Origin of the sequence: Haloarcula amylolytica JCM 13557 (genome assembly GCF_000336615.1) — an archaeon.
Classification (GTDB): Archaea; Halobacteriota; Halobacteria; order Halobacteriales; family Haloarculaceae; genus Haloarcula; species Haloarcula amylolytica.
Genome location: NZ_AOLW01000010.1, coordinates 223,324 through 241,487 on the forward strand (window position 1 = coordinate 223,324; position 18,164 = coordinate 241,487).

The window sequence follows — 18,164 nt, forward strand, 5'->3', positions numbered from 1 at the left end:
AATGGAGCCATCTTTTTGCCACTGGTTATACTCCTACCAGTGTGCCTATTCAGCGTGCAAGATCACTTGCGGATCTGTATACATCGGTCGCCGACTATGATCTCGTCCTAGTTCCTGACGCCCCGCTTGCGAGCGCCCTCAACCGCCGACTCGACCGGCCACAGTTCGGGACGTTTGCAACCACTCCACGCCGACTGGCCGCTGGGCGTCGCGAGCAGGCCGAGGACCGGACGGCGTTTCTGGAACTCGCCGACACTGTCGACGACTCGTGGAAAGCGCTGTCCTACACTATCGGGAACGTCCTCCAGTGCTGGGAGCACCACGGACAGGCCGCGGGGATCCTGGAGTATCCAACCTACGACGATCCCGTTACGCGCACTGTGGTAGACAGGCTCGCCGCACGCCAGTCGACGTCACAACAGCTGACAGAGTTCACGGTTGACGCGGACCAGTCGGTTGCCGTCGTTGGGCTCCCGGAGTTCACTGAGCTCGAACGATCGATCCTACCAGCGGAGTATGACACGTATCCCCTGTTGACTGACGACGCCTTCGACTACCCGGCGTTCAACATCTTCAGGTCCCCATCGGCGATCGTCGACGCGGTCGTGGATACCATCGACGAGGAGTCGGCTGATAATGTCGCAGTGGTGCTGGATAGTTCGAGCCAGTACTCTCCACTGGTCGAATCTGCGCTCGAAGCTGCAGATATTCCCTACTATGGAGGACCGGGATTCATCGATGACCTCGATGTGCGAGCGGTACTGCGGCTCTTGCGCGTCGCCTATCGTGGCTCCGAGACGACTGTCAGCGATGTCGCCCCGATACTGTCACGACTTGGGACCGATGTCGATATCGAGCACAGTGAGAAACGCCTGGCAGCGACCGACCTGCCAGCAACCGCGTGGATTACGGAGGTGTGTGAGTCGATCGGGGACCGGACCTTTGGCTCGCTCCTCACGGCCTACGAATCGAAAGCCAGCCGAACACTGGACCGTCTTCGGGACGAACTCGAGTCGCTCGGGCTCCACGACACTGTGATCACCGAATCGCGGGTTAGTGATCTCGCCTTCTATCTGGATTTCTACGAGGTTCCAGTGGACAGAGAAAACGAGGGCGTGTTACTCGCAGATGCCAAATCTGCCGGCTACGTCGACCGACAGGCCGTGTTCTTTCTCGGACTTGACGAGGGCTGGACCAATAGCGCTCCACAGCGCCCCTGGGTCGACACGGAGGCACAGTTCGATCGGTATATCCGCCGCTTTCAGCGACTAATCCAGAGCGGCAGCGACCAGTACTATCTGGTCGAGGATACCGCTGGGGGCCAACCGGTGACGCCGTGTCTCTACTTCGAGGAACTCCTCGAAGAGCCATTCGAGCGGTTCAGCGACCTCGAATCAGTCAGGTATGAACGGACGGTCGATGGTGACCGTGATGGCTTTGCGAAAACGTCCGTCGAGCCCCCGGTCGAGTCGGCACCCATCGAAACGATCAGCCAGACCAGTCTCAACAATTTCGTCAACAGCCCACGGGAGTATCTTTTCAGCCGGCTGGTCGATTCCCCCGACAAGGACTATTTCCGCGAGGGGAATTTGTTCCATGACTTCGCGGAGTTCTACGTCAACTATCCCGAGGTCATCGACGCAGACACGCTCTCGGAGGTGGTCGATGTCATGCTCGAAGAAGCCAAACCCTTCTACCCTGAGACGGACCGGGTGTTACGCCGACGCCAGTATCGGATCGGGCTGGAAACCATCGTCGAATATCTGGATGCCAATCCACCGACGGCACCTGCCGATCTGCCCCCGGCCGGGGAGCCCGATGAGAACTTCTTCGCATCGTATTTCGACCGCCCCGTTGACTCACCACTGACCGAACGCCAGTTCACCAATCCGGACCTCGGTATCAACGGGAAAATCGACCTCGTGGAGGGACCCACAGCCCTGCTCGATTACAAGAGCGGGTCGAAGAAGTCAGCCTACGACGTCTGTAAACAGGCTGCGATGGACCCACCCAACGAGACAGTCAACTATCAGGCAATCGCCTACCTGGCACAGTTCCGTACACACCAGCCCGGCGAGGCGCTCTCCTTTTCCTTTTTCCACTTCCTCGAAACGCTCGACGATGCGATCACCGGCGACGCGGATATAGATGAGACGCTGACGACAGTCTCCTACTATCCGCAGTCGTTCGACGAGTTCGTCGGGACGCACCCAGCGTATGAGGTCCTCCTGGATGGCTACAAGGACTGTGTGGCGACCTTCGAGGAGCTTGGTTTCGGGACCTACAGCGAGATCATGACAGACCTCACGTTCCCGGACACGACGGATCGGTCGGCGTTACGGGAGTCTGACTTCGCCGACCGATTTGCCGAGGCCGTCCGGCAGGAAACCAGCGACGACGTCGATGCCGAGAAGGGGGCCGATCAGGCGGTTCGGGAACTCAACGGCGTCCGGAAGCGCAACTTCTTCAAAGACGATATCGACCAGTTCGAGGAATTCGTCGCCGACCGACTGACCGAGATTAATCGGTACCGCGCTGGTGAGGAGCGATTCCCGATTGAGGGACTGGGTGGCGAACCCAACTATCGACGGATCGACCATCGCGACATGTTCCTGGAGGAAAACCGATGAGTGACGACCGCACCCCGAACGAGGCTCAGCAACAACTGATCGATGAGACCGAGGGGATCTACCATGTCGACGCCGGTGCTGGCACCGGCAAGACCTTCGCCATCACACGCCGGTATGCGAACATCGTCGACCAGCCCGACGTCGAGCCCGAGGACATCCTGCTGGTTACCTTCACCCGCAGTGCGGCCACCGAGATGCGTGAGCGCATCGTCGAACACTGTTCGTACGGAATGCGTGAGCTGGCCGACGCACCGATCCAGACGTTCCACTCGTACTGTCACGACCTGCTCGACGAGCACGGCTATCGCGCCCCGACACATTTGGGAATTGATGACCGGATCACTGGAGGAACCCAGATCCTTGAGGATAGCCAACTCGAGGACGAGCTATTCCGTGAGTTCTTCGGGCAGTTCCGGGATCGCCATCCTGAGTACAACGACATCTTTCGGGTACTCTCGGAGCCTACCGAGCCGCTCTCGCTCATTAACGAACTCGCTGCGAAGGGTATCTTCCCGACCGCGGACGGCTGGTATCGAGATGGGGCACAACACTTGCAGGGTGACTACGAGCTGTTCAAGCAGTATTTCGATGCCCAAAATCAGGCCCGCAACGACGGACGCAAGCAATCCCCGCTCCGGGACGATCTCTCGCGGTTCGGGACGAACAAAACCTACCGGCAGTCCGCCCCTTCCAAATCGGAGCTTCGGGGTGGCCGGGGGACCAAGGAACTCGACGAGAGCGTCGCTCGCGAGGTCTTTGAAGAGGATCGGAATGAGCTACTGGCATTCGTTCACGACTGTTACTTCGAGTATCTGGAGTTCGCTCTGGAACGGAACTACCTGAACTTCGGGTTCCTCCAGCTGTTTGCTTTCGTGGCACTGTGCGAGGAGCCAGCGCTGCGTGACCGCGTCGGGTTCGAGTACGTGATGGTCGATGAGTTCCAGGACTCCAGTGAGATTCAGTTCAAGCTGGCGCTGCTGCTCGCTGAGACGGACAATCTCTGTGTCGTGGGCGACTGGAAACAGAGCATCTACTCGTTCCAGTACGCCGCCGTCGAGAACATCGCGGAGTTCGATACCCGGCTGAAGCGATTCCGGAGCGAGTTGAACGCCGATTCCGAGCGGGTCGAATTCGGGACGGATGGGATCACGTACATCGAGCTGACGGAGAACTACCGGTCGACACAGACACTGCTGGACTTCTCGACCAATGCACTGACCACGCCAGCGACGAGCTCTGAAGCCATCGACGAGCCCGTCGACGTCGACCCGCTGTCCTCGAATGCCACCTTCGACGAGACCAACATTGAGGCTGTTCACCATGAGGACGAACACGAGGCGGTACTGGCCAGGATCCAGTCGATTGTCGATAGCGACGACTACCGGATTGAGGACGAGAACGGTAATCCCACAACCCCGAGCCACGGTGATATTGCAGTCCTGACCAGGACACGCGATTACGGACGGGAGCTACTGACTGCAGCCGAGGAGCACGGGCTCCCGATGGCCTACGACGGGGAGGTCGAACTGTACCGCAGTGACCCCGCGAAGCTACTGCTGGCGTGGCTGCGGATCGTCGAATCCGATGGCGACCGTGGCTGGGCCGTTGTTCTAGAGCGGGCCGGCTACACGCTTGATGAGATCAATGCCCAGCTGGATCGGGAGAGCTACCCGCCAGCGATGACCGAGTTTCGCGAAGCGCTTCGAGAGCTTGAGGCGGTAAGTTCGCTGGCCCGACGCGTCTTCGATCGCTACGGGCTTGCTGATGATTATGCACGGGAATTGCTCGCGCATATCCAGTCCGTCCACGACGCCACAACGCTCACTCGCGGGGACCTGATCCAGTTTATCGAACGCGCAATAGACCAGGGAAGTACCCACGCGATCAACACCACTACTGATACGGATTCGGTGACGGTCCAGACGATCCACGGCGCCAAGGGTCTGGAGTATCCGATCGTCATCCTGGCCAATATGAACGACGGGCGGTTCCCGCCGCGTGGTCGGACCAGTGGTGTGCTGCAGTACGACGAGGCGACGGGGCTCCGACAGCGCAAAACATTCGCTGACGAAGGCCGGTATCCACACGTCTACGATAACTGGCGCTACGATGTCCTGCGGCAGTGTCTCCCCGATGACTACGACGAAGAACGCCGGCTCCTGTATGTGGCCATCACCCGAGCCGAGAGCCACGTCGTTTTTGCCAGTGGGGCCGATCCAAATACGTTCCTCTCTGAGCTGCCAGTCGAACTTACCGAGGGGGCGACAGAGATTGAAGCGAGCCAGCCCGACGAGTCAGTCCAGACACAGCTGCCGTTCAGCATTGCCACACCCGATGGTCCGGTTGGCTACAGTCCACATTCACTGATGGATGACTCCGTGTTTACTGAATCGGAGGCCAATGCCGGTGAGGCCGACGCTGATGAAGCAAGTGGTGTAGACTTTGGCTCACAGGTACACGACTTCGCCGAGGCCTACGTGCTGGGCGAGTCGGTCTCGCCATCGAATCCGCACGAAGAGCGCATCCAGTCGCTGCTGGATGGGCTGGGTGGGGAGTTGCATGTCGAAGCAGACGCTATCCTGCCGCTTGAGATCGACGGCCGGCGAGTGTCGATTACCGGTATCGTCGACCTGGTCCACATCACGCCCGATCGAGTCGAGATAATCGACTACAAGACTGACCGAAGCCGACGGGCACAAGACGAGTATCGCAAGCAACTGAGCGTGTATTATCACGTACTCGCCAGTGAGTATCCGGACCGAGAGGTAACCACAAGCCTATTTTATTCTGCTATTGGGGAGGTGGTGTCAGTTGAACCGCTATCGAAGGGGGATCTCCGTAAGCTTGTGCTGGACCATCAGTAGATAAGAATAGGGTTCACACAGAGTTTGGGGGGAGTCCTACGGCACGGTACTCGTCTCCCAGGGGCTTGGTGCAGTATGCTGGATCGTGGCGGTGTTTGCGCCAACGACTGCACTGACTATCACGCTGTTCGGTCTCGCGTGGATTCTTGCTGGCGTATCGGGCGTGCTCACCGCAACGCTGAACCAGCGCGTGTTCCCGACTGACCTACTTGGACGCGTCTCTGCGACGAAGGGAACCGCCTCGGGAGCGACGCTCCCGCTTGGCTCACTCGTTGGTGGAGGAGTTGCTGAAGCGTTGGGGACCACGACGACGATGGCGCTGGCCGCGAGCGGCTTCGGCTTTACTGCCGTCTACGTCCTCCTACGGCCACGGCTCCGTCGACTCCCCGCCATCGAAACGGCAACTCCCGACGACTTTGATCTGGAGATCGAGACGCACTAATCGGCCGATTAGTGGGGGCCCCCACGCCCGTTTCGGCCAGAGGAACGCCCATCCCAGATACAATCGTGAAAGCAGTCGCCATACCCCGTGTGGACACCATATTCCGCTCCATCAGGGGCGTTCGGCGATGGAATCGGGTATACAATCCCACGTTGCGGGACTTTTGTTGTCGAATACCATCGAAGTACTCGAAGATCGGGGTGTCCAACGCAGTCGCAAAGCCGTCCACGATTGGGTTTGACGAGGGTTCCCTATGAGCATTGGTAATATTATGTGTCGTGGCAACCCCTCGCAATCATCAAAAAATTAATTACTATATTATGAAATGGTTGTATCTGACGTATGGAATTCACACGGCAGGAGTCCCTTGATCGACTTCAGGAAACAGTATCGGGCGGCGATCCAATCGTCGGCGCAGGTGCAGGGACCGGTATCTCGGCGAAGTTCGCCGAGCGCGGTGGCGTCGATCTACTGATCATCTACAATTCCGGTCGCTATCGGATGAACGGTCGGGGGTCGCTGGCTGGCCTCCTTCCTTACGGTGACGCCAACGAGATCGTCGTCGAGATGGGCCACGAAGTGCTTCCAGTCGTCGAGGACACGCCAGTTCTCGCCGGCGTCAACGGGACCGACCCGTTCCGACAGATGGATGTGTTCATCGAGAACCTGAAACGACGTGGGTTCTCGGGCGTCCAGAACTTCCCGACGGTGGGTCTCATCGACGAGGACAGCGGGTTCAGACAGAATCTCGAGGAAACGGGGATGGGCTACGACAAAGAAGTCGACATGATCCAAGAAGCGGCCGAGCAAGGAATGCTCACCTGCCCATACGTCTTCAGCGAGGAGCAGGCTCGCGAGATGACCGAGGCCGGAGCGGACGTGGTCGTCTCACATATGGGACTGACTACATCTGGGGATATTGGTGCCGAGACGGCACTAGATCTCGATGCCGCAGCCGAGCGCGTTCAAGCTCATCACGACGCCGCAAAAGAGGTAAACGAGGACGTACTGGTGATCTGTCACGGCGGCCCGATCGCATGGCCCGACGATGCCCAGTACGTACTGGAACACACCGAGGGTGTCGTCGGATTCTTCGGTGCGTCGAGCATCGAACGCCTCCCAACTGAGGAGGCAATCGAAGCACAGGCCCGCGAATTCAAGGAGATTAGTCTCTAAGATGACTGATAGCGAATACTTCATAACTCCTGATGACGTCGAAAGTCAGCTCTTCGATTGGGGCGTCCTGAAGTGGCTGAGCACGCCTGACGTGACGGGTGGCGAGCGCTTCAGCGCTGGCGTCGTCAAACTCGAACCCGGAAAGGGCCATGAGCGCCACGCGCACCCTGACAGCGACGAGATCCTCTTCGTCATCCAGGGCGAGGGTGAACAAGAGGTCGCCGATCAGACACGCGATATCTCGGCCGGCGAGATGGTGTTCGTTCCTGAAGGCGTCGAACACGGAACCGTCAACACCAGCTGGGAACCGTTGTTACTGCTCGCGGTCTACGCACCACCGGGTCCTGAAGAGGTACTCCGGGATCTTCCTGAGTGTGAGATCGTCCCGCCGGGCGAACTGCCGACACCCGAGAACGTGGAGGAGTGAGTATGGCCGTCACAATCGTTGGGACGCTCGATACGAAAGGCGAAGAGATAGGTTTCGCCCGAGATGTCCTTCGCGCGCAAGGCGTTGACGTACACATCATCGACACGGGCGTGGTGGGCGACCCGGAGATCGATCCGGACACTACTGCGAGTGCGGTCGCCGAAGCGGGCGGCACCACGCTGGGGCACCTCCGGGACGATGCCGACCGCGGTGAGGCGATCGAAGCGATGGGCAAGGGCGCAGCGGCGATCGTCCAGCAGCTACACGATGCTGGCGACCTCGACGGTGTGCTCGGACTCGGCGGTTCGGGTAACACCTCGATCGCGACCACGGCGATGCGGGCGCTGCCGGTTGGTGTCCCGAAAGTGATGGTCTCGACGATGGCCTCCGGCGACATTGAACCGTATGTCGGTGCCACTGACGTGATGATGTTGTATTCGGTGGCTGATATTGAGGGACTCAACCAACTCTCCCGGAAGGTAATTGCTAATGCTGCCCTCGCGATGGTCGGGATGGTCACGAACCAGCCAGACATCGAAGTTGAAGACCGCCCCACTATCGGGATCTCGATGTTCGGTGTCACCACACAGTGCGTCCAGACGGCTCGGGAGTATCTCGAAGAACGAGGCTACGAGACGATCATCTTCCATGCGACTGGGACCGGTGGGAAGGCGATGGAGGCCCTCGTGAGACAAGGCGTCATCGACGGCGTGTTGGACGTGACGACGACGGAGTGGGCCGACGAGCTTGTAGGGGGTGTGCTTGCTGCTGGCCCCGACAGGCTGGACGCCGCCGCGGAGACGGGCACGCCACAGGTCGTCTCGACGGGCGCGCTGGACATGGTCAACTTCGGGCCACGAGACTCCGTCCCCGAGGAGTTCGAGGGGCGGCACTTCCACATCCACAACCCACAGGTAACGCTGATGCGGACAACGGCCGAGGAGAACGCTGATCTGGGCGAGGTCATCGCGAAGAAGCTCTCAGCAGCGAACGGACCAACCGCCCTATATATTCCACTTGGAGGTGTTTCGATGCTCGACGTCGAGGGAGCGGATTTCCATGATCCCGACGCCGACACAGCCCTGTTCGAGGCACTCAAAACAAATCTGGCTGAGTCGGTCGAATTGGTCGAGATGGAGACCGACATCAATGACGAAGCGTTCGCCCGGGCACTGGCCGAGCAGCTTGACGCGTATATGCGGGCGGTAGATCTCGCTCCGGAGGAGTGATTACTGCTTCGAAGGAATCTCCGACACCGGACTGGTACGCCTGCTCCCAGCGTTGGTCACCGTCGGACCGTCAGTCATCGCGCACCGCCGCGAGCAGTCACGTCGAATTCGAGGAGAGACATACCGATACGGGGGACGAACGGCCGTAAGAGGCTTCGCCCTGTCGGAACTGTTTAGCCCGCGTTGCTCCTCGACCGACCAATGCGAGTCCTCGATCGGCAGCCCTACTCCTACGTCCTGCTGGCCCGCGACGGCGAGTGGATTCTCACCTTCCTCCTCGGCGGACCGGTAGAGCGCGATGTCTCCGTGCGCTTGACGCCCGCGGAGGTCACTGCAATCGAAGACGGCGAGTCCTCGGCCACGGACTTGGTCGAGACCGTCCGCGCCGACCTCTCAGCGTACGATGACAGACGGATCAGGCCGACGGTCTGGCCAGGGAAAACGGACGACGAATGAGCATAGCGGTCCCACCAGTTTCGTCAGTGCTCTTCCGTTGCGAACGTGGCGTGTCGGTTTAGCGTCCGGACGAAGTCCGCCTCGTCGATAGCAGTCAGCGACTCGTGTCTGGATAGTTCCTCGCGGAGCCAGTCGCCGGCGCAGGCGTCGACGAACTCGGCCCACTCGTCGAGGCGGAAGTCCTCGAAGTCGTAGACGGCACCGCCGAGACCGTGCCCTTTTCCCTGAAAGAGTCAGATCTCACGGTCGTCGAATGACAGTCCGAGTTCCTTCGGCCACTCGGAACTGTGGTTGCTGTCGGGATTGTGGTCTGGACTCGAGAGGACGTAGTAGGTTGCCATACGGTGGATTCTGCCAGTGGGTCACTCCGAGTAGTCCCCGGTCGGACGGTCGCCGCCGAAGACGGCCGCTTCGAGGGTCTCGCCCCCGGTCGCCCGGAGTGCCCGACCGAGCAAGTGGGTACAGTCTGCCTGTGCTCGGGGATTACCCGTCGGGAGCCTGTCGACGGCCCGCGAGAAGGTTCGTACCACGGCATCGTCGGCCCGGAAGACGTTCTCCTCACTCGCACGCTCGACGGACTGAGACACGGCCTCGACACACGCCTCGACCTCGGCGGCTAGTTGGCTCTGCGTCGTTCCCGCGACTACGACGTCGGCGTAGACTCCTTCGAGAAACGTCGCCGGGTCCTCGACGTGGCTCTCCAAGGCGAACGCCCGGAGGGCGGCATCGAGACGCCGGCGCCACGCTGGCGTCTCGGCTTCGACTGCCTCGACGTACGCCCGGGTGTAGACTCCCGCAACGAAACCGGCGGGATCGTCGGGGAGTTCCCGCGTCGCAGTTGCTTCCATCCGCTCCGAGCAGACGGCCAGCCACGCCTCGGTGTTGTCGTGGTCGGCATTCGTCTGCCCGACTTCGGCGAGAGCCGCCGCATACACCCGTTCGAGGACACTCGCCCGCGCCATCCCGACCCACGCGAAGTCAGTTCGCTGTTCGGCGGCGACGACTTCGGTCACGCCGAAGCGAACTTCCGCAGGGTCGGCCTCGACTGCCAGCGCCAGTGCGGTCCCGAAGACCGAAGCGACGTAGTGTACGGGCTGCAGTGGGTACTCCGTCGCCGTTGCGGTGGTTTCGATCTGGGAGAGTACCGACTCCACCAGGCGATCGTGCGTTCGCCCGCCGGCGTCAGTCCGAGTCAGCACTGCCAGGAGAACGGCCGCGTCCGCTTCCGCGAACGCGTCGAACCACTCCGTCTTGCTCGGTCCCTCGATCCCTTCTCGCGCTCCGCGGAACGCCCGGACGAGCGACCCAAGCCACTCTCCGGCCAGGTTCGCCTCGCCCTCTGCGGCCCACCCTGTAGCTGCGTCGCCGTAGACCGAACGCAGGAACGCGACCGGATCCGAGACTAGGTCACCCGTGGCTGCCAGGTCCTCAATGCGCTCTGTCAGGCTGTCGAACCACATACTCTCGCTGTGTGGCGAAATCCCGTCGTCAGGCTCGGTGTCGTATCCCCGGACCTGCGTCGAGAGCGCCCCACGGTAGACCGCCCGAAGGTACGGCTCGACCACTGCTGTCGGTGCATCGCCCGCTACTCCGCGGGTCACGGTCGCGTCGTAGCGGTCGATCCAGTCCGCGAACCCTGGCGAATTCGGGAGTCTGAGGGCTCCTTTGCCGTAGGGGCCCGACTTGGCCACGTCTCCCTGTTCCACGATGGCTAGGGTCGCGAGCGCGCCGGCGTGGAGTGACGCACGGCACTCCCACTCGTCGTCGGGGACCTCCGAGTCAGCGATCGTATCGACCAGCCGGTGACACTTCTCGAACAGTCGCTCGGCACGGTCGAGGTCGCGGTAGTGAACGACGTGCCAGATTGCCCAGCTGTACGTGTCGACCACGAAGGATTCGGGGTGCTCGACGAACGACGACTCGGCCGTGCTCCGACAGAGTTGTTCGCCGGTCGCCACCAGCCACGGCTCGAATCGGTCCGCCGGACAGTTGTGGTCGAACACCCAGAAGCCGATTGCGCTCACGGACGCGACGTGTAACAGCTCGGCCCGGTTCTCGTCGTGCTGGAGCGACGTGGCCACGTCTCTCGCAGCAGCGTCGACCGCGTCAATCCAGACGGGGAGGTCGTCGGTCGGCATCTCCACACTCCCGAGGGCCCCGAGCATCGATCCGAACACGTTGCCGAGGAGGACGGACGCGTGACCGTCCTCGTACTCGGACGCTGTCTGGTCGACGAGCGCGATCACCGGTGCGAGCACCGCCTCGGCACTCGCCGACTCCTCGGCTCGTTCTACGAGCCGTCCGACAGTCTTCCCGTAGATCCGACAGAGCGGATACAGGCCGGGTTCGGGATCGATGGCGTTCCCGTCCACCATCTCGTGGAGCAGATGGTCGACCGTCGCGAGTGCCCCCTGATTCGGCTCTCCTCCGGCTTCTGGTCGGGCAAGCGTCGACAGGGCCGTCGTGACGGCGGTCACGATAGGTTCGACGTCGCCACCGACCGAGTCCCGACCGTGGGGAGTCGCGGTCTCGTTGGTCAGTGCCAGCGCACGAACTGCAATGGCCTCGACCCACGCGTCGGCTGTCGGGTGCTCGCTCGCCACAGTCGCCATAGCAGTGCCCGCGACCGTTCCCCGGTACCTGATCGCCGCGTCCGTGTCACAGCGGTTCCCTGCGACGTCTCCGACGAGGTTGTCGACCAAGAGCAGCCACTCCCGTGCGGCGCTCGGCTGGGCGGTCCGTGCGACGACAGCGACGGCCTCGGCAACGGCCTGCCCGACGAAGGCCGCATCGAGAGCACTGTCGGGCATGCCAGCGATCGCTGCCAGCGTACTCTGGCCCGCGACCGAATCGACCGCGAGTGACCGACGGGAAGGGGTTCGATTTTCGGGCCACTCCAGCGCGGACAGCAGATCCTCGGCGACCGCCTCTGGCCTCCGATCGGCCGTCAGGTCAGCGTCTCCAAGGTCGAACTCGATACGGTCGCACCAGGCCTCGACGTCGTCACAGCCAGTCCGGTCGGCGAGGGCATCCAGATGCTCCCGTCGGTCGTTATCACAGAGCAGCACTGCACCGGAACAGACCCCTGCCTCGACCCAGTCAGCGAGCGCCCGAACGCCAGCGTCGCTCACGATCCGTGCTGGCTCGGCCCCGTACGTCGCGACTACGACTGCGTTGGGCGTGGCGTCGATTCCCACCCTGCTGTGGTTTGGCTGACGGAGGTCGGAGAGTCTGACCGTCGCTCCCCGCATCGTAAGTGCCGTCGCAACGCTCGCTGTGAGCCGTCGCTTCCCGCTGGCTTTCGGTCCCGACAGGAGCACGAGCCCGCCATCGAGTGCGTCGACGACCTCGTCGACGCCGACCCCAGCAACGTCCCCGTCGGCTGCAGAGTTCTTGTCCGAGTTCGGGAACTCTCGGTCCGCCGCAGCCGCGTCTAACGCTGTTAGTCCGTTCCAGTGCCAGGAACCGACGAGGGGATCGGTTCCGTACTCGTCGGGCTCCATCGCGGCGTCGTCCAGCGACGACCCGATTGCTCGCATGGCTGCCAGAGCCGCATCGATTGGGGCACTCGCGTCGGCGATGGCTGTCTCCGTTTCGGACTGAGCCGTCAGGCGCTGACTGATCCTCGCTCGCATCGGTTCGGACCCGAACACCCGAAGCCGCTCGACCGTCCCCGGCGGGAGATCGACGGCGATTTCGAGGGCTTCGGCAGCCCCGGCCAGCGGCCGATGTCGAACGAACGGTTCGAGCCACTCCGTGTCGTCATCTGCCAGCGACCTCGCGACGAGAGCGAGTGCGGTGGCGACCGCAGGCGACATTTCGACCGAGCTACAACTGCCATCCTCGGCACAGGGATAAAGGGACGCGATGAGGTCGAGGGCGCCCTCGTCAAACGGTTCGACCGTGATGTCGCGGTCGGTAACCACCGCCCTGACATCGGGACCGGCCAGAACCGTTTCGGACCCATACTGCGAGAGCGAGAGGAAAGCTGCGGGCGTGACTGTCTCCTCGACGGTCCCGATCTGTTGCTGAAGCCGCTCGTCCTCGAAGTCATAGCCTGGATAGGTGACGCGTTCGACGAGGGACGTGCGCTCCCCGTCACCCAGTTTTGGTGGACGTCGCTGGCTGGTGAGTTCGCGGATTTCGGTGATTGCATCGTGGCTCTCTTCGGGGGGCGTCCGAACCACGAGCACGGAATCGACTCGGTCGTGGAACGAAACGGGCGCGAGGTGACCGTGTCGGCAGAGCCAGTCGAGGCTCCGTGGCCGCGTCACGATTACTGCACCCCCGGAACGATCGAACAGGCCATTCAGCCTGTCCCGGTCGCCGCCGAGGTGCAAAACCGCCGAGACAAAATCGTCGACGACCACGAGTTCGTCGTCGTCGATAGCTGTTGTTTCTGCGAGCCGCTCGACGGACGGACCGACCCGCCGCAGGTGATGTGACTTTCCGACACTGGGTGCCCCGAGGACGAGTGTAACCTCACACGGGTCGACCGCGTCGCACAATTCGCCAGGCGTGACTTCTCGAACCGTTCCTTCCATGTAATTCCCCACGACGGACCCCGCCGACGACCGCGTCCGGATGGCAGACCCTGCCGAGTATATCTGTTCAGTACGCTTGCTGGAGAATATAACTGTTTGCTGTTGGGGTAGATATCCCCGAAGCCGATCCAGCCACCACTCCCCCGACATCACCTGACGATTAGCCCCCGGTGTCTTCGTCGTTGGCAGACCGTCCCTGTCGGCTCTGCTTCGGGTCGCTTGTCTGCGCCGTCAGGGCGGCGCATCCTCAGTCACCCCACGCTCAACTCTAATCTTGCCTGTGGAGGGATAGACTCGGTCGCCCGACGAAACGAGAGCGATTCGCTCTCCCAGTGGGATGAACACTCGCTGTAGTGGTTCTATAGTACCAATTGAACCGATGTACACACTGATCGCACTGCCGCCATGCGATCAGGTGTGCATTGATTTCCAATGGCTACTATACTGAAAGTTCAACTCTATGTTTGTGAGCGTCGCGTGTTCAGTCACATCGACGGTTGCCGAGGGGACGTGTTGCATACAGAATAGTTACTAAACGACTTGTCAGATAGTGCTAATATCACGGTGCGCCTCGTGGCCACCGTATTTGCGTATTCTGTCAAACTGCGTGGCGCAACGAGCCGCACTGCGTGGAGAATTCAATTTGAGCGAGTGTGCTCAACTAAGACGATCCTGCTGCTCAGTCAGATACATGTTTGAAACTCTGAATAGCGACTACGGTCTTGTTTTGCGACGGGATATCCCGGACACTGTACTCGTGTGGGTGCTGCTGTTCGTGTGGATATTCGGCCGGTTGTGGGACGTCATACGTTTTGCTGCCTCGGAAATCGCTCAGGAACTCTCGGGTGAGCATCGGTTCCACGAACGCCAACTGTGACCCCTCTGTGTCACCGATAAACCCTTGAATGAGTGTGTTGCTGAAGCTAGTAGGATCACCTCGGTCGTCGGGGCCACTTGGGAGTTCAGGCGCATCGTTGGGAGCTACGTGTTCACCCATGTCTGTGATATACCGCTCGTCAGCGACGGGCGGAGGTGATCGCGCATACCCTTCTGGAAGTTGAGCGAAGTCGAAATTTGTCTCGATTCCGTCCGCTGTTTTGATATCGTACGGCGGAAGCTGAGGCCCCTCGACGTTATCCACTGTTGCAGGGTCACGCGTATGAAAGTGGATATCGAAGTGTGGCTTCTCCCACGCTCCTTTGCCACCGAAATGGCCGTCCGGATTCCAGTTGAGTCCCAAGAAGGTAAACGGCGTGCCAGCCGCATCTGGGAACGGCACAAAGAACTGGAGTGACTGTTTGAAATGGATCGTTGCCGCCTGTCCACTAAACCGATACTTATCAGTCTCCACAGGATCGTTTACCTCACTTATCTCTGTCTCGCTTGGAAGCCCCTCGAGTGCCGTGTGGTCGAACTCGACTCCGTGATACCTCGGCTCTCCTGACGGTGTTTCACTCGTGAATGTTCGCACCTCCCCGTTTCCGAGGGTGACTTTCCGTCCATACTCAGTGATGCCACTCGGCGGAAAGCCCGCTGAGCGATTGTTGCTATCTCCAGAACCCTTCTCGTCGGACTGCACCTGTCTGGCAACTGGTGTGGCCAGACCGACTCCCCCCAATATCGCACTTCCAACAAGGGTTGACTGAAGTAGCGTCCGCCGATTTAGCGTGAACGTCGACTGTGCTGCCGACTGACCCTCCTCTTTTCCTTTCGGGCCGGACTCTTCCACCATACTGGTTAGATATAGCTCTATTTACACTTTAAGCTGTGCGCGAATAGAACAGTCGTGTTTAGTTAAACGTATTCGGGCAGATCACACATGATGTCCAGTAACGACACGGACAGCCGAACAACGGAAGGGGACTCAGAGCTTCTTCACGACAGAGAAGGCTGCAAAGAGGGTGAATAATCCGCCAAGTCCAATAGCGATGATCGGTGCGTTCGACGTTTTGTTTTTCAAAAACGCATCTTCTGGCTCGTCTGGAGACACGTATGCAGTTGTCTGTGTCCCCTGTTCGTAAGAGTCGATCGCTGATTCGGCTGCTGACCGTCTCTCATAGTTCCGCTCAATATTCGCTGGGTATAGTTTTGTCCCGGTGTATGTAGTTCCATTATAGGTGTATTCAAATTCGACGTTCGGTTCGTACTTTACGCCCGGATTTGACGATGTTCCGCTATCCGTTTCGATACCGAGTTCCGTAATGTTCGCGTCCACTTCAACCGAGTTTCGAACTGCTTCAGTCTGCTGAACGTAATCGAATCCCCCGTAGCTAGCGATAGCGATACCGACAACGAGGTACAGTACTGCGCCACCCAGAGTATCTGGACCAGTAACACGAAGCCCTGAATCGTTGGCCATGCTACCAGTCTCCTCCGGAAAATTTGATGGCTAACGGCAGCCAAGTGTCTGTGAGAAGCTCAAGTAATTGGGGACTGAACTGTTTATTCAGATGAATGTGACGGGGCGAGCAGGTCATAGCCACAGTTCGGGCGCTATGTCGTGGGAGTGTGCGATGGTACTCCTGGAGGGCGGAATACACAAGATATCATCATAGGGGCTGGCCACTAAAACCTATATATAGCCACTATCGCAGTGAGATATTCGCTGTGTTCACGGCATTCGAACAGTCGCTATAGTAACAATTGAAACGATGTACACACTGATCGCACTGCCGTCGTGCGAGCAGGTATGCATTGATTTTCAATGGCTACTATAGGTTGCTCAAAAATCACGGTACTGTTGATTATCGCGTAGTACAGCAGCAACAGGTGACCGGTCTAGTGTTTCAGTCAGTGTTCGTAGTTCGGGGACTCGCTGCGAGAGTTCTGCAGGCGTGTGGCTGTCCGATCCGAGGACGAACTGGATTCCATACTCGGTAAACAGATCTAGCATCGCTGGGTCGGGATGTACCCGGCCGAGCGAGCGATGGACGCGACCGGCGTTTACCTCAGGGACTGTCTCGGAGTCAGCAAGCGCTCGTGCGACCCGGTCGTAATCCGCTCGAATTGTGTGCCGTCGCAACGTTGGAATGCGCTCTGGGAGGTCGAGGTGCCCGACTACGTCGAAGAGTTCAGATTCGATGAGCGCAACGACCGCATCGTAGTACCGCTCGACGGCCCTCCGGCGTTGCGTTGCGGACGCAGTAACGTACTGTGTCCCACTGGTGTAGTCGTACTGGTCGGCGAAGTGGACGCTCCCGATAGTGTATGCGAAGTCGGCGGTGTCGAGAAACGACGCAATACGCGACTCGGTGCCTTCGACGTAGCTTACTTCGGCAGCATCGTACAGTTGGAGGGCAGTCGTGTCTCTGGCAGCACGAATGTCCTCCCGGCGTTGTTGATACGTTTCGACGAGGTCGTATCTCGCACGTCGCCCGAAGTCGTCTTCAGTGACGATACAGTGATCAGTCAGCCCGAGTGCAGACAAGCCAGCCTGTTCGGCCGCGGTAACCATTGCGTCGAGATCCGACCCATCCGAGTACGTGGTGTGCGTGTGGATATCGGTCCGCATCAGATCTCGCTCTCGCCACTCACGTCATAGAGTCGTTGCCCGTCCAGTTTCGGAACGACGTCACGGCTGTCGAACGCGAGTGTGTACTCGTAGAGGTCCGTACGCTTGATCTGTGGTTTCTCCTCGTACTTCGGCCCCTTCGCGAACTGAACGACTTCCCGATAGATATCGCGTTGCTCCGGTGTCAGTGGCTTCCCGTGCAGTTGCCGAGCAATATACAGCGCGCCAACGAGGTCCTCAGGCGAGGGTTTCCCTCTCGAGCCGGCGGCAACGAAATAGATCTCGCGGTCGCTGTCTGCGAGATAGTCGGCGACCGCTTTCCCGTTAGTCAACCCACCAACGTAGATATCGACGTCGTCACCGCCTGCTAAGCGGATATCCGTGACCGCGTTCCCACCGTTGGTCGAGGTCATCGCAGTCGGCCGACCGGCGACGTCAATATCCTGAACGAAGCTCGGTGAATTGAAGAAGTCGTATCCTTCTTCGCCCCGATAGTCCGGGCCGGAACTCCCGCCGATTTTCGCGTCTGGATGTTCAGCCTTGAATGCTGGTTCGTTCCCCCGTTCCTCGGTAATGTAGATGTACTCCGCGCCATTCGCAAACAGTTCCGGGACCGTCGTCGAGAACTGCGCGACGTCGACGACGACATAGTTCCCTGGATCGGGGTCGTCCGGAATCTTTGCTCGGCCGAGAATAATCGTCTCCAGCAGTTTCGATTCGAGCGAGTTTCCCGTAATCAGGCTCATATCACTCACTCAGTCCGTCATGTCAAAAAGACCGCTAAGAGCCCTATGGAGCAGTTACACCCGATATGTATCCCTCAATATACTGTAGACAGTGCCAGACTGTCAAAGGGTACACTGGAGTCCCTTTTGATACGCTAGT

At 60.0% G+C, this 18,164-nt stretch carries 11 protein-coding genes and 2 pseudogenes; 8 read left to right on the forward strand and 5 right to left on the reverse strand.

Annotated elements, in window-relative coordinates:
- Positions 1 to 41: 41 nt before the first annotated feature.
- The 8 genes and pseudogenes from C442_RS04670 to C442_RS04700 all read left to right on the forward strand — a co-directional run bounded on the left by C442_RS04670 (position 42) and on the right by C442_RS04700 (position 9,224).
- A complete protein-coding gene (locus C442_RS04670; RefSeq protein ID WP_008308232.1) occupies positions 42 to 2,630 on the forward strand; it encodes a PD-(D/E)XK nuclease family protein in 2,589 nt (862 codons plus the stop codon).
- Complete coding sequence (locus tag C442_RS04675) at positions 2,627 to 5,494, forward strand: UvrD-helicase domain-containing protein (RefSeq protein ID WP_008308233.1); 2,868 nt, start codon at positions 2,627 to 2,629, stop codon at positions 5,492 to 5,494. Before C442_RS04670 ends, C442_RS04675 begins: the two co-directional genes overlap by 4 nt.
- Before the next feature lie 22 nt (positions 5,495 to 5,516).
- Positions 5,517 to 5,936 (forward strand): annotated as a pseudogene (locus C442_RS04680) (MFS transporter); the annotation flags it as partial.
- 127 nt (positions 5,937 to 6,063) lie between these two features.
- Positions 6,064 to 6,174: pseudogene (locus C442_RS21435) on the forward strand (IS6 family transposase); the annotation flags it as partial.
- 104 nt (positions 6,175 to 6,278) lie between these two features.
- Complete coding sequence (locus tag C442_RS04685; RefSeq protein ID WP_008308236.1) at positions 6,279 to 7,112, forward strand: phosphoenolpyruvate hydrolase family protein; 834 nt, start codon at positions 6,279 to 6,281, stop codon at positions 7,110 to 7,112.
- A gap of 1 nt (position 7,113) precedes the next feature.
- A complete protein-coding gene (locus tag C442_RS04690; protein WP_008308238.1) occupies positions 7,114 to 7,539 on the forward strand; it encodes a cupin domain-containing protein in 426 nt (141 codons plus the stop codon).
- A 2-nt stretch (positions 7,540 to 7,541) separates the two neighbouring features.
- Positions 7,542 to 8,768, forward strand: a complete 1,227-nt coding sequence (locus C442_RS04695) for a Tm-1-like ATP-binding domain-containing protein (protein ID WP_008308240.1) — start codon at positions 7,542 to 7,544, stop codon at positions 8,766 to 8,768.
- A 201-nt stretch (positions 8,769 to 8,969) separates the two neighbouring features.
- The gene (locus tag C442_RS04700; protein ID WP_008308242.1) at positions 8,970 to 9,224 is read left to right on the forward strand and encodes a hypothetical protein; all 255 of its coding nucleotides are present in this window, start codon (positions 8,970 to 8,972) and stop codon (positions 9,222 to 9,224) included.
- Positions 9,225 to 9,586: 362 nt separating this feature from the next.
- Here the strand turns inward: C442_RS04700 and C442_RS04710 are convergent, their stop codons facing one another.
- The 5 genes from C442_RS04710 to C442_RS04730 form a co-directional block, all read right to left on the reverse strand.
- Positions 9,587 to 13,768 (reverse strand): hypothetical protein, encoded by a 4,182-nt coding sequence (locus tag C442_RS04710; protein ID WP_008308246.1) that lies wholly within the window; start codon positions 13,766 to 13,768, stop codon positions 9,587 to 9,589.
- 679 nt (positions 13,769 to 14,447) lie between these two features.
- Complete coding sequence (locus C442_RS04715; protein WP_008308247.1) at positions 14,448 to 15,500, reverse strand: hypothetical protein; 1,053 nt, start codon at positions 15,498 to 15,500, stop codon at positions 14,448 to 14,450.
- A gap of 132 nt (positions 15,501 to 15,632) precedes the next feature.
- Positions 15,633 to 16,127, reverse strand: coding sequence for a DUF3592 domain-containing protein (locus tag C442_RS04720; RefSeq protein ID WP_008308248.1), 495 nt, complete (start codon positions 16,125 to 16,127; stop codon positions 15,633 to 15,635).
- A 363-nt stretch (positions 16,128 to 16,490) separates the two neighbouring features.
- Complete coding sequence (locus C442_RS04725; protein ID WP_008308249.1) at positions 16,491 to 17,279, reverse strand: histidinol-phosphatase HisJ family protein; 789 nt, start codon at positions 17,277 to 17,279, stop codon at positions 16,491 to 16,493.
- Entirely contained in the window at positions 17,279 to 18,025 is a 747-nt protein-coding gene (locus C442_RS04730; RefSeq protein WP_008308250.1) for a 2-phosphosulfolactate phosphatase, read from the reverse strand. Before C442_RS04730 ends, C442_RS04725 begins: the two co-directional genes overlap by 1 nt.
- Positions 18,026 to 18,164: the final 139 nt, after the last annotated feature.

What these genes read in the sequence shown, in the direction of transcription:
- C442_RS04730 (WP_008308250.1), bottom strand. Translation starts at nt 18,025, where the DNA reads ATGAGCCTGATTACGGGAAACTCGCTCGAATCGAAACTGCTGGAGACG.
- C442_RS04685 (WP_008308236.1), top strand. Translation starts at nt 6,279, where the DNA reads ATGGAATTCACACGGCAGGAGTCCCTTGATCGACTTCAGGAAACAGTA.
- C442_RS04715 (WP_008308247.1), bottom strand. Translation starts at nt 15,500, where the DNA reads ATGGTGGAAGAGTCCGGCCCGAAAGGAAAAGAGGAGGGTCAGTCGGCA.
- C442_RS04720 (WP_008308248.1), bottom strand. Translation starts at nt 16,127, where the DNA reads ATGGCCAACGATTCAGGGCTTCGTGTTACTGGTCCAGATACTCTGGGT.
- C442_RS04695 (WP_008308240.1), top strand. Translation starts at nt 7,542, where the DNA reads ATGGCCGTCACAATCGTTGGGACGCTCGATACGAAAGGCGAAGAGATA.
- C442_RS04675 (WP_008308233.1), top strand. Translation starts at nt 2,627, where the DNA reads ATGAGTGACGACCGCACCCCGAACGAGGCTCAGCAACAACTGATCGAT.
- C442_RS04700 (WP_008308242.1), top strand. Translation starts at nt 8,970, where the DNA reads ATGCGAGTCCTCGATCGGCAGCCCTACTCCTACGTCCTGCTGGCCCGC.
- C442_RS04690 (WP_008308238.1), top strand. Translation starts at nt 7,114, where the DNA reads ATGACTGATAGCGAATACTTCATAACTCCTGATGACGTCGAAAGTCAG.
- C442_RS04725 (WP_008308249.1), bottom strand. Translation starts at nt 17,279, where the DNA reads ATGCGGACCGATATCCACACGCACACCACGTACTCGGATGGGTCGGAT.
- C442_RS04710 (WP_008308246.1), bottom strand. Translation starts at nt 13,768, where the DNA reads ATGGAAGGAACGGTTCGAGAAGTCACGCCTGGCGAATTGTGCGACGCG.